The 12,456-nt window shown below is 39.4% G+C and carries 10 protein-coding genes; 9 read left to right on the top strand and 1 reads right to left on the bottom strand.

The features are described 5' to 3' along the window. The first annotated feature begins 153 nt into the window (after positions 1–153). The 4 genes from dnaG to AAHF87_RS07240 all read left to right on the top strand — a co-directional run bounded on the left by dnaG (position 154) and on the right by AAHF87_RS07240 (position 5,339). Positions 154–1,908 carry a DNA primase gene (gene dnaG / locus AAHF87_RS07225; RefSeq protein ID WP_342147831.1) on the top strand — a complete coding sequence of 585 codons (1,755 nt, stop codon included), beginning with the start codon at positions 154–156 and terminating at the stop codon, positions 1,906–1,908. 275 nt (positions 1,909–2,183) lie between these two features. Then, positions 2,184–3,302 (top strand): alanine dehydrogenase, encoded by a 1,119-nt coding sequence (ald, locus tag AAHF87_RS07230; protein WP_342147832.1) that lies wholly within the window; start codon positions 2,184–2,186, stop codon positions 3,300–3,302. After that, on the top strand, positions 3,295–4,668 hold the full coding sequence (locus AAHF87_RS07235) for a leucyl aminopeptidase family protein (RefSeq protein ID WP_342147833.1): 1,374 nt from the start codon (positions 3,295–3,297) through the stop codon (positions 4,666–4,668). The genes ald and AAHF87_RS07235 overlap by 8 nt, the downstream gene beginning before the upstream one ends. Before the next feature lie 29 nt (positions 4,669–4,697). Then, a complete protein-coding gene (locus AAHF87_RS07240) occupies positions 4,698–5,339 on the top strand; it encodes a GNAT family N-acetyltransferase (protein WP_342147835.1) in 642 nt (213 codons plus the stop codon). Between the two features lie 73 nt (positions 5,340–5,412). On the opposite strand, the gene folD is transcribed toward AAHF87_RS07240, so the two are convergent. Then, positions 5,413–6,270: a bifunctional methylenetetrahydrofolate dehydrogenase/methenyltetrahydrofolate cyclohydrolase FolD gene (gene folD / locus AAHF87_RS07245; protein WP_342147836.1), complete on the bottom strand. Its 858-nt coding sequence runs from the start codon at positions 6,268–6,270 to the stop codon at positions 5,413–5,415. A 45-nt stretch (positions 6,271–6,315) separates the two neighbouring features. On the opposite strand from folD, the gene serS reads away from it, so the two are divergent. From serS to AAHF87_RS07270, 5 genes are all read left to right on the top strand, one after another. Then, the gene (gene serS / locus AAHF87_RS07250) at positions 6,316–7,590 is read left to right on the top strand and encodes a serine--tRNA ligase (RefSeq protein ID WP_342147838.1); all 1,275 of its coding nucleotides are present in this window, start codon (positions 6,316–6,318) and stop codon (positions 7,588–7,590) included. An 11-nt stretch (positions 7,591–7,601) separates the two neighbouring features. Next, the gene (locus tag AAHF87_RS07255) at positions 7,602–9,575 is read left to right on the top strand and encodes an OPT family oligopeptide transporter (RefSeq protein WP_342147840.1); all 1,974 of its coding nucleotides are present in this window, start codon (positions 7,602–7,604) and stop codon (positions 9,573–9,575) included. A gap of 87 nt (positions 9,576–9,662) precedes the next feature. Next, positions 9,663–11,117 (top strand): hypothetical protein, encoded by a 1,455-nt coding sequence (locus tag AAHF87_RS07260; protein ID WP_342147842.1) that lies wholly within the window; start codon positions 9,663–9,665, stop codon positions 11,115–11,117. Positions 11,118–11,301: 184 nt separating this feature from the next. After that, positions 11,302–11,562 carry a divalent metal cation transporter gene (locus tag AAHF87_RS07265; RefSeq protein ID WP_342147843.1) on the top strand — a complete coding sequence of 87 codons (261 nt, stop codon included), beginning with the start codon at positions 11,302–11,304 and terminating at the stop codon, positions 11,560–11,562. Next, positions 11,546–12,456 (top strand): NRAMP family divalent metal transporter (locus AAHF87_RS07270; RefSeq protein WP_342147844.1); only part of this gene is annotated, 911 nt, incomplete at its 3' end. The genes AAHF87_RS07265 and AAHF87_RS07270, both read left to right, overlap by 17 nt.

A 12,456-nucleotide genomic window follows, 5' to 3' on the forward strand; every position in this document is an offset into this window, starting at 1 on the left:
TGCGAGCACCGTAGGTGCATGGCAATCCATGGATGGCCATGCTCATTGCATTCCCTCGCCATGATGGTGATTTTTCAGCTTGAAAATATTCATCGCGAGATGTAGGCACATCAAGATGCAAATCGCTCTTGATACGAAGAGTACCAGGAATATATGTCACTAGCGCCCATCCCACAAGAATTTATTAATGAACTTTTAGCGCGCGTTGATATTGTCCAGCTTATTGATGCACGTGTTCCTCTGCGAAAAAAAGGTAAAAATTATATTGCCTGTTGTCCCTTTCACTCCGAAAAAACACCATCCTTTACCGTTACGCCTGAAAAACAATTCTATTATTGCTTCGGTTGTTCTGTAGGTGGAAATGGCATAAGTTTTTTAATGGAATATGAAAAACTAAGCTTTGTGGAGGCGGTAAGTTTATTGGCCGAACAAATGGGCATGGAAGTTCCGCAACATGCAAAACAACAAGAAGCTTATAAAGCTTCTGCTAATCTTTATGGTTTGTTAGAAGAGGTGACGCAGTTTTATACCAAAGAATTACGACATAATACACACGCTATTACTTATCTAAAACAGCGTGGACTGTCCGGCGAGATAGCAAAGAAGTTTAACTTAGGTTATGCACCAGGGGCTTGGGATACTTTGCTCAAAACTTTTGGTGATAAAGAAAGTTTATTTGCAGCGGGTTTATTAGTAAAAAAATCCGAAAGTCAAGGTTATTATGATCGTTTCCGAGATCGCATTGTGTTTCCTATACGGGATAGAAGAGGACGTGTGATCGGCTTGGGTGGTCGCGTCTTAGCACAGCAGGAACCCAAGTATTTAAATTCGCCTGAAACGACGCTTTTTCATAAAGGCAAAGAACTGTATGGTCTTTATGAAACATTCCAGGCCAATCGTCAGCTGGAACGCATCTTAGTGGTTGAAGGTTACATGGATGTTTTAGCGTTGTTTCAAGTTGATCTTCCTTTTGCGGTTGCAACCTTGGGCACGGCAACCAGTCGTGACCAAATAAGTCGTTTGATGAGTCATACACAAGAAATAATTTTTTGTTTTGATGGGGATATTGCCGGAAAAAAAGCCGCATGGCGCGTACTCGAACAAAGTTTAGATTTATTAAGCGATGGTTATATACTGCGTTTTTTACTATTACCCAATGGCGAAGATCCAGACTCTTTAATACAGAAAAAAGGACGCACGGCATTTATTACTTGTTTACAGCAAGCGCAATCTTTGGGTGAATTTTTATTTGGTTATCTGTTAACACAAGTTGATATCAATCAATTAGAAGGTAAAGCACGCCTAGCAAAGTTAGCTGTCCCGCTCATTGAAAAAGTGGCGGTGGGTATTATGCAACATAAATTATTTGAACAACTGGCGGCTTTAGTGAATATGGATGTAGTGACATTAAAAAAAGTGACCATCAATGATAAAAGCAATTCAATAAAAACTATGCAAAAAAAAATATACCCGCCTAATAGCGCTAATCGTTCTTCACCGATGCGTTTAGCGATTGCTTTATTAGTACAGTTCCCTCAAATCGTTAAATCGCTTTCTGATAAACAATGCCAAACCTTAAATCGACTAGAACTACCTGGCAGTGATTTATTAGTTAAATTATTTTTACTGCTCAAACAAAATCCAGAGTTAACGAGTGCTATGTTATTAGAATATTGGCGAGAAGATGAGTCTCGCTATAAAATCCTCCAACAATTGATCAATTATCCCTTAACTATCCCCGAGTCAGGAGTCCAAGCCGAATTCCATGATTTACTTAAGCATTTAAAAAAAGCCGCCGCAGAAGGACAAATCGATAAGATATTACAACAAGGAAGGCAATCCGGCTTAAACGAAGCAGAAAAAAAACATTTATATCATTTGATGTTAAATAACATCAATGATAAATAGCTAATTCCGTTTTTAGATCAAAAGTACCTATATATGGACTTTTTATAAAACCCGTGTATTTTGTGTGGGTCCCATTGTAGTCCTAGAGGTCGAAGTTAAAGTATTTTTCGTGATTGCGAGCGCGAAGCGCCCGGCAATCTAACGAAAAGCTTAATTTTTTCTGGATGGCCACGGCCTCAGTCACGTTTCGGCCTCGCCTTGACGGACTATTTTTAATTTTTATATTGTGCTGAGAGTAATACAAACTTGATAGCATTTTTTAATATGGAGTTAATATGCATATTGGTGTTCCTAAAGAAATTAAGAACCATGAGTATCGAGTGGCTATTGTGCCTTCTATTGTTCGTGAATTGACTGATCACGGTCATCAGGTGTTTGTGGAAACGAATGCAGGGAGTGGGATCGATATTTCAGATAATGACTATCAAGAAGCCGGTGCTGTCATACTTAATACAGCACAAGAAGTTTTCAAGCAAGGCAATCTGATTCTTAAAGTTAAAGAACCCCAGCCACAAGAATGTGCTTACTTAAATGAAGAAAAAACTTTATTTACTTTTTTGCATTTGGCCGCCGATAAAAAACAAACTGAATTATTATTAGCTTCGAATTGTACCGCTATTGCTTACGAAACCGTCACTGATGCTCGCGGTGGTTTACCTTTGTTAGCACCGATGAGTGAAGTGGCGGGACGTATGTCGATACAAGCCGGCGCACATTGTTTAGAGAAAGCACAAGGTGGACGCGGTATTTTATTATCCGGTGTTCCAGGCGTTGCATCATCGAGTGTCGTAGTGTTAGGCGGTGGCGTAGTGGGTAGTAATGCCATCCGTATGGCCTTAGGTTTAGAAGCGCAAGTGACCGTTTTAGATAAATCCGCGGCAAAGCTAAAAGAGTTAGATCTACATTTTGGCGGACAACTTAATACGATTTTTTCCACACAAGATGCCATAGAAAAATATGTACCGCTGGCAGATTTATTAATAGGCGCAGTGTTAGTACCCGGCGCTGAAGCGCCGAAAATTGTTACACGAGATTTATTGAAAAAAATGCGTCCAGGTTCGGTAGTGGTGGATGTATCTATCGATCAAGGCGGATGTTTTGCGACGAGCCGACCGACAACGCACACGGATCCTACGTATATTGTCGATGACATCGTGCACTATTGCGTGAGTAATATGCCCGGCGCAGTGCCACGTACTTCTACATTTGCTTTAACGCATGCCACACTGCCTTATATTTTAGCCTTAGCTAATAAAGGTATTTATAGTGCGTTGGCTGAAGATGCACATTTACGTAATGGTTTAAATATTTCACGTGGTCGCATTACCCATCAGGCCGTGGCGAATGTATTTGATAAGCCTTATGTTTCAGCACGGGAGGTTTTAAGTGCTTAATTGTTTTATTCATGAATCCTCGCGCTCGATCCCAATTACGGCCATTTTGCCAGAACAATGGCAAGATTGGTTAATGGGTCAGACCAAAGCCACCCAGCAATGGTTACAGGTTATTAATTTTATTGCAAAACCAGGAAGTTATAGCTTACTTCCTGGCACAGCGGGGCAACTGCAGCACGTTCTATTGGTACGTAGTGATGCGGCAGATTTTTGGACGTTCGGTTTACTACCCAATGTACTACCGGAAGGACATTATCATATCGAAGATATCGATAAACCCAAATTACTGGAACAGATTGCTTTAGCTTGGGGTCTGGGTGCTTATGAATTTACCCGTTATAAAAAATCAACTCGCCCCTTGGTGCAATTGCTTATATCAAAAAAGAATCATACCGACTTAATAATAAAGCTTGAGGCGATTTATCGCGTGCGTAATATGATCAATACACCAGCAGATGATATGGATCCAGCTGAACTGGTAGAAAATGTATTTCAGATCGGCAAAAAATATCATGCTACAGTGACACAGATAGTCGGTGCTGATTTACTCACCGCTAACTACCCAGCAATTTATACGGTGGGTAAAGCGAGCTGTCATGAACCGCGTTTAGTTGATTTAACCTGGGGTGATAGCAAACATCCAAAAATTACCTTAGTGGGTAAAGGTGTATGCTTTGATTCGGGTGGCTATAATTTAAAGTCTAGTGGCAATATGTTGGCCATGAAGAAGGATATGGGTGGAGCCGCGAATGCTATCGGCTTGGCTGAAATGATTATGGCGCATCAATTACCAGTGCGATTACGTTTATTAATTCCTGCAGTGGAAAATTTGGTATCGGGCAACGCTTATAAACCCGGAGATATTATTCAGACTCGACATGGTTTAACCGTAGAGGTAGGTAATACGGACGCCGAAGGTCGTCTTATTTTAGCGGACGCACTCTGTGAAGCGGATAGCGAAAGCCCAGAATTGTTAATCGATTTTGCTACGTTAACCGGTGCAGCAAGAGGTGCAGTTGGAACGGAAATAAGTGCCTTTTTTACCGATCAAGAACCATTGGCGCATGAAATAATTCAACATAGTCAACAGCAACAGGATCCAGTATGGCGTCTGCCCTTATATAAACCCTATCAAAAACTGCTTGACACTAAATTCGCAGATTTAAATAATTGCGGCTCTTCGCCTTTTGCCGGCGCGATTACCGCGGCGTTATTTTTGCGAAGTTTTATTAGTGAAGAAACGACGTGGTTACACTTTGATTTTAATGCTTACAATGTTAATACTAGACCCGGCCGGCCAGAGGGTGGAGAAGCGATGGCGATATTAGCGGTATTTAGTTATTTATTAGATCGATATCCTATTTAATTAAATGTTTGACTAACAGGGGAGGTTAGATGCCAGATATTTATTTTGAAAAAAATCCAGAAACCAATCAGTTAAAGGTAACTATAGAAACTGAACGACTGATTATGCAGTCAACCACCCATTCCCATTTTTCTGATTATAAAAATCTATTTACAATGCCAGAAAATATGTACAAAGTTATGGATGGAAATCCATGGAGTGCAGATAAAATAGGAGAGCAACACCATCAATGGGTAGCAAGATGGAATAACGATAGTCCTTTCAGCTCATTGGCTATTTTAAAAAATGATACGGATGAATTTATAGGACATGTATTATTAGGTGATGGCGATCAACCCGGCTCTGCTGAGTTAGCGTATGTTTTTGATAAGAAATTCTGGGGGAAAGGTTATGGTAAGGAAGCTATTCCTATTATGGTACAAGAATACGCACCGGAATTAGTTAAACGTGATTATAGGTTGACAGGAAAAAAGTTTACGCGTATTGAAGCAACTGCGCGCACAGATAATCAAGCGTCTATTAGATTATTACTAGCGGCAGGGATGAGTAAATTTTCTGAAAAACTTAAATGGGGGAAACAACGCCAGTTTTTCTTCGTAAATACCATAGATTTGATAAAAATAGAAACACAAAACGAAATTTTTAACGAAAAATGTAGCTTAATAAGCTAACTAAATTAGAATTATTATCCTAGATCCATGTTTATCCCATAACCAATATAGGTTTTTACCTATATTTAAGTTATTATTCAACATGACTATGTTCAGCAGCAAATAACGTATTTTCTAATAACATCGCCACGGTCATAGGACCGACGCCACCCGGCACTGGAGTAATGTAACCGGCGATTTGTTTAGCGCTGGAAAATTCGATATCGCCATGCAGTTTTCCATTCGCCCCGCGCGTAATACCAATATCTATCACAATTGCACCAGGTTTGATCCAAGTGCTTTGAATAACGCCGGCTTTACCGATGGCACTCACCAATAAATCGGCACACTGAACATGTTGTTGTAAATCACGGGTTGCGCTATGACAGAGTGTGATAGTGCATCCTGCATTCAACAGTTCTAAAGCCATCGGTTTGCCCACGATGTTCGAAGTACCCACAACGACCGCATTCAAACCTTTTAATGCAATTTTTTCATAATTCAATAAGTGCACTACACCATAAGGAGTACAAGGACGTAAAAAGGGCCGGCCTTGGGCTAATAGACCTAAATTCGTCGGATGAAAACCATCGACATCTTTTTTTGGATCGACACTTTCTATGATATGTGCGGTATTAATGGATGACGGAAGTGGCAGTTGGATCAATATACCGTGCACTTTCTGGTCAGCATTCAAGCTATTAATCAAGTTAAGCAATTCTTGCTCGGTGGTCTGCTGAGGCAAATCGTAGGCAAAGGAATTTATTCCAGCATCGCGACAGGCATCGCGTTTATTCCGCACGTAAATTTGCGAAGCGATATCTTCACCCACTAAAATCACAGCTAAGCCAGGAGTAATTAAATTCTTTATACGCCGTTCTTCCAGTCGACGTTTAAGTTTTACACGTATTTGTTGAGCAATCGCTTTGCCATCGATGATATTTGCGGTCATAATTACTGACTATACCGTTTTAAAAAAGAGCAATCTAGGCATTATATGTTAGATCCTAAGTATTTACGTAACGATATTCAAATTGAAGAAATCGCCAAGCAGTTGGCTAATCGCGGCTATCAACTCGATACACGCTTAGTCTCGCGTTTAGAAGCGCGGCGCAAAGCATTGCAATCCGAAACTGAAAACTTGCAAAACACCAGTAATCGCAGTGCCAAAGCGATAGGTTTAGCAAAGTCCAAAGGGGAATCCATCACTGCCTTATTAGAAGAAGTTGCCGGGATAAAAAAACAACGCGAAGTATGTGAGAGTCAACTCAAGGATATTCTTGCTGAATTGTCAGCTATTTATCTGACTATTCCCAATTTACCGCACACATCAGTACCCGTTGGACAAGATGAATCTCAGAACAAGACACAACGTCATTGGGGGAAAGTACCTAATTTTGATTTTGCTGTAAAAGATCATGTCGCATTAGGCGAGGCAAACGGTTTGATGGATTTTGCCAGCGCAAGCAAAATTGCTGGATCGCGTTTTGTTGTTTTGTATGGTCGTTTGGCAAGATTACAGCGCGCGTTGATACAATTTATGTTAGAGATGCATACTAAGGAACATAAGTATCAAGAAGTCTATGTACCGTATGTCGCCAATACGGAAAGCTTAATCGGTACCGGTCAATTACCCAGTTTTGCTGAAGACTTATTTAGCATAAAAGGCGAGCATGGCTTTTATCTTATCCCTACCGCCGAAGTATCCGTCACTAATCTTGCCCGCGATACTATTTACGCGGCGGGGGATTTACCGAAAAAATATGTTGCACATACACCGTGTTTTCGTAGTGAAGCCGGTTCCTATGGTAAAGATACACGCGGCATGATCCGTCAACATCAATTTGAAAAGGTAGAACTGATTCGTTTTGTCGAACCCAAAAATTCCTACCAAGCTCTAGAAGAATTAACTCAAGAGGCAGAATCGATACTGCAAAAATTGGAGTTACCTTATCGCGTCGTATCTTTGTGTACCGGCGATTTGGGTTTTAGTTCAGCAAAAACCTATGATCTAGAAGTATGGTTGCCGAGTCAAAATACCTATCGTGAGATTTCATCGTGTAGTAATTTTGAATCGTTTCAAGCGCGTCGTTTAGCAGCCCGTTGGCGAAATCCAGAAACCAGTAAAATTGAATTGATACATACGATTAATGGTTCCGGTTTAGCGGTAGGACGGACCTTAGTCGCACTGATGGAAAATTATCAAACCAAAGAAGGAAAAATACGTATACCGGAAGTGCTAAAAGATTATATTCAAGACGACTTCATTTAAATTGAATGCACATGCAAGATGACAGCAGACAGCAATCCGGTGTTATTACGTTAAGAGTAATAATCTTAGGGATTTTTTTAGCGATATTATTAGCTGCCTCGAGTACTTATTTAGCGTTAAAGGTTGGAATCTTACCTTCGGCATCCATACCCGCTGCGATATTAGCCATGGCCATACTGCGTTTGTTCCATAACGGAAATATTTATGAAGCTAATCTGATTCAAACCGCCGCGTCTGCCGGAGAAGCGGTTGCCGGCGGTATAGTCTTTACTATTCCAGCTTTAGTTATCATTGGTTATTGGCATTATTTTCCCTATTTTGCCAATTGTGCAATTGCTTTATTAGGTGGTTTATTAGGTATTTTGTTTTCGATTCCGCTACGTAAAATTTTAATCAATACGCCGCAACTTTATTTTCCAGAAGCGCGTGCAATTTCCGAAGTATTAAAGCTAAGTCAAAAACAAAGCTTCCATATTAATAAAATGTTAGTCGGTACGAGTGTGGGAGCGGGTTTAGAATTCGCGCAAACCGGTTTAAAAGTGATAGCGGTAGCTACTGAAAAATGGATGGTGTTCGGTCAATCGAAAATTATCGGTTTTGGTATAGGTTTTGCACCCGCATTAATCGGCGTAGGTTATTTGATTGGTTGGAATGTCGGTCTTAGTTTGTTACTAGGTGCGTTTATTGCTTGGGGTATCGCTTTACCCTTATTAAGTTATTTAGTACCGGTGGGTAACACTTTTATTTTGGCAAAAAGCTTAACTGCTTACGCTAACGATATTCATTATATTGGTTTAGGTGCGATGTTAGCGGCCGGATTATGGACCTTACTAAATTTATTACAGCCTTTTTATCTTAGCTTGCGTTTATCACTACAAGGTTTATTCCGGCCATCAAAGCTCCCCTTATCGCCTACCGAGCAAGATATACCGTTGAATTATTTACTTGCGGGTTTAGGCCTGGTTATTGTGAGTATTTATTTTTTATTCAATTATTTATTACCTATTCACAGTTTAATGTTTACATTGCCGCAATTATTCATCATCGGTGCAGTTCTGTATGTGTTGGTAATTGGTTTTGTGTTTGCAGCGCTCTGCGGTTATTTTTCCGGTTTAGTAGGTGTGACAGCGAGTCCAGGATCGGCCATTGTTATTTCAGGCCTATTATTCATGGCATTAATTTTACGCTTATTGTTGTTTTTCAAAGGACATGAGTTGTTAAGTTCACAATTACTCAATGCAGCGGCTGTGACCATCATCATCGGAGCCGTAGTAGCCGGCGCAGCCTGCATTGCAAACGATAATATTCAGGATTTGAAAGTAGGACACCTGATTGGCGCAGCGCCCTGGCAGCAACAAATCATGTTAATACTCGGTGTGCTAGTAGCAGCGTTAGTCATACCAACGGTAATGCAATTACTTTTTAATGTGTATGGACTGACCACAGTGCTACCACACGCTGGAATGGATCTCCACCAAACTTTATCGGCGCCACCTGCGGCTATGATGGCCGGCTTGACGCAAGGCGTATTTAATCATGATTTACCTTGGAACATGTTAGGGTTGGGTGCAGTTATTATGCTGATCTTAATACTGGTGAATACACTGACTAAACTTAATATTTCTTTGTTAGGTGTAGGCATGGGAATTTACTTACCGTTAAGTTCTTCTACACCCTTATTTATCGGAAGTTTGTTTGCTTATAGTGTTAAATTGTTTTTACAAAAAAAAATACATAAAGGCGTAGCATCGCAACTAGATTTTCAGCAACACGATGCGGTTTTGCTCAGTTGCGGATTAGTAGCGGGTGCAGCGTTGATGGATGTATTACTTGCCATACCGTTATCCATCACTGGAAATACGCGCTTATTCGCTATTTTACCCATGAGTTGGCAAGCGCTCGCCAACCTTCTCGGCTTTGTAAGTATATTAGTTATAGGATTTAGCTTTTATTCGGCGGTTAAAAATAAAAAAATAAATAGGTAATTTTTAGTCACTATTTATAATTTAGGCGCATTGAATTTTTATTGATTTTAGTACATAGTTAAAAATCAAATTTAATGGGATAATTTTATGGAATATGATAACAAAACTGAAGAAAAAGAAGCTAAAAAACTTGCAAAAAAACGAGCTATTCGTGAACAACATACTACCGAATTGATTGATTTATTAAGAGAAAAAAAATTAAGTGACCAGGTATTAAAGGCCGCTGAAAAAAGTTCTATAACAAAAATGTTATTTGAAGCCTTAGAAGTATTTTTAAAACCTGATTTTGAAGCTAAAGACATTGTATTAAATAATATAGTATTAAAAATTATCAATCATCCTAAGCCTAAGGAGTTTGCAGCTGCGCTTGCTTTACTTCATGATTGTCAACTCTTAAAAGTTGAAGCTATAGAGGCTCTTAATAATTATCCAGCACGTTGCGAGTCAGTGATTAACTTAGATAAACTTAATATTTTAACTGAAGATAACTTTAAGATAATAGCTAATCCTGAACGGTACACACTAGAGAAATCCCCGATCTTTTACGATACAAAAGAGAGTATGCAAAACATCAAGAAGGGTTACGGACTTAGTAGAGCTTTAGTTGCGTATGAAAAATTGCAGTCTTTCATTCATGAAGGTAAAGATTTAAAATGCTCTAATCCGCAAAAAAAATCAGAATTATACCAACAGGTTCAAAAAGAACTTTCCTGCTTTACACAAGCTTTTTTTACCGGTATTACCCAACGACATGACCCACAGTTTTTTGCTGAGTTATTGAAGGTTATACAAAATACTAAATCTCTAGATATAATTAATGAATTTGTTTTTAAACTGGACAATATATTAACACTACGAGGTATTCATTGTATTACTGATGGATTATTTGAACTTAATAAAGAGGGGCTTTTGACGGTAGGATCATTCAACCAAGTGCTAGAAATGCAATTTCCTTGGCATTTTACATTGTTAAAAAATTCTAAATGTTTAAGCAAGGAAACGTTGGAAAAATTATTAAAATATGACAAAGCTATTAGTTCCGTAAGTCGATTAATAGAAATGTTAGACCGAAATAAACATGTGGAGATACTAAATGATATACATTACGCGGGTGGTTCTCTGGGACGAAGAGCTGGAGTTAGACGAAACACTTTACTCACTGGAGAAAATTTAAATAAATTATTACAAAGAGATCATTCTTCATTATCTAATGTATCAGATATATCAGAATTTCTTAAAAATGCTGATTTAGCAACAGAAAAAAATATTAAAGAACTAATAAATAAAGACTCTAAAATTAGTAAGGTACTAGATTTTCTCAAGGAACATCAATTATTAACAAAAGAAAATTTTTCGAGATTAACTGGTTATTCCAGTGGTGAATCTGCGTCTAATTTTCTCGAAGAACATAATTTGTCTTCAGAAGAAAATATGAATAAGTTAGCATTAAAAAGCTATCCTAAAGTATCTTTTTTTCAACGAACTGAGACTGCGTTACCAGAGTCTGAAAGCAACCCTAGTTGTTCTTCCAACCTAATTTAACACTAAACTAATGAGACTCGAGCTGTCAGAATTATTAAGGTCTGACAGTTTTTTCCGGCCGATGATTGACCGATAAAAACTCGTAAAAAACCAATTCTTTATTGATAATGATTATCATTACTATTGATAGTCGCTATAGTTATTGCTAAAATACGCCGAATAATTCTAAAAATAACCAATAAACATGTCTGTTTCGAAAATTTTAAAAAAGCCGCGTTCCTTAAAAAAACCGCTATTTTGGTTGAGTATATTGGGCCCGGGATTAGTGGTAATGTTGGCTGACACCGATGCCGGTAGTTTAATTACGGCAGCTCAAAGTGGGGCTGTCTGGGGGTATAAATTACTGGCTGTACAGTTTATATTGATGCCCATATTGTATATCGCCCAGGAATTAACCGTGCGTTTAGGTATTGCTACAGGTATGGGTCATGGGCGAATTAATTAAGCATTATTTTGGCAAAACCTGGGCATGGTTATCGGTTTCAACCTTAGTCGTTTCGTGCATAGGCGCCATACTCAGTGAATTTAGTGGTTTGGCAGGCGTTGGGGCGCTGTTCAATATTCCAGCCTGGGAAACCTTGTCTTTAGCGGTCGCTTTTTTGACTATCGTCGCTTGGACCGGCTCTTATCGTTCGGTGGAACGAATTGCTATTTTACTAGGATTATTTGAATTGGTATTTTTATGGGTGGCTTGGGATGCTAGACCGGTAGCGCATGAAATCCTCTCGGGTTTTACGACAATTCCTTGGCAAAATAAATCTTATCTATATTTACTGGCTGGAAATATTGGTGCGGTGATAATGCCGTGGATGATTTTTTATCAACAATCAGCCGTATTGGATAAGGGACTGAATGCCCGTCATTTACGCATAGCCCGTTGGGATACCGCTATAGGCGCTATCATTACGCAATTGATCATGGCGTCCCTATTAATAGCGACTGCGGCGACTATAGGTAAAATCAATCCGCAAATGCCTCTGAATACCGTCCAACAAATCAGTCATGCCATCACTCCCAGTTTAGGCTTTACCGCCGGCCAAGTGTTATTTGCACTCGGTATGACCGGTGCGGCATTGGTTGCCAGTATCGTAGTTTCTTTAACCGCTGCTTGGGGCTTAGGTGAGGTGATGGGTTTCCGCCGATCCTTAGAGCATCGTCCTAAAGAAGCACCGTGGTTTTATGGAATTTATACCTTAATATTAGTTTTAGGTGCTGTATTAGTAGCATCCGGCAGTGTGAATTTAGTAAATCTCAGTGTCGGTGTTGAGGTTATGAATGCCATATTATTGCCCATAGTGTTGGGATTTCTCTATCTCTTAGCTCTGCGAACTTTGCCGAA

This window comes from Rickettsiella endosymbiont of Aleochara curtula (genome assembly GCF_964030935.1).
In the GTDB taxonomy this organism is placed as follows: domain Bacteria; phylum Pseudomonadota; class Gammaproteobacteria; order Diplorickettsiales; family Diplorickettsiaceae; genus Aquirickettsiella.

Coding starts and splice junctions, on each gene's coding strand:
- dnaG (WP_342147831.1), top strand. CDS start 154: ATGTCACTAGCGCCCATCCCACAAGAATTTATTAATGAACTTTTAGCG.
- ald (WP_342147832.1), top strand. CDS start 2,184: ATGCATATTGGTGTTCCTAAAGAAATTAAGAACCATGAGTATCGAGTG.
- AAHF87_RS07240 (WP_342147835.1), top strand. CDS start 4,698: ATGCCAGATATTTATTTTGAAAAAAATCCAGAAACCAATCAGTTAAAG.
- folD (WP_342147836.1), bottom strand. CDS start 6,270: ATGACCGCAAATATCATCGATGGCAAAGCGATTGCTCAACAAATACGT.
- serS (WP_342147838.1), top strand. CDS start 6,316: ATGTTAGATCCTAAGTATTTACGTAACGATATTCAAATTGAAGAAATC.
- AAHF87_RS07255 (WP_342147840.1), top strand. CDS start 7,602: ATGCAAGATGACAGCAGACAGCAATCCGGTGTTATTACGTTAAGAGTA.
- AAHF87_RS07260 (WP_342147842.1), top strand. CDS start 9,663: ATGGAATATGATAACAAAACTGAAGAAAAAGAAGCTAAAAAACTTGCA.
- AAHF87_RS07265 (WP_342147843.1), top strand. CDS start 11,302: ATGTCTGTTTCGAAAATTTTAAAAAAGCCGCGTTCCTTAAAAAAACCG.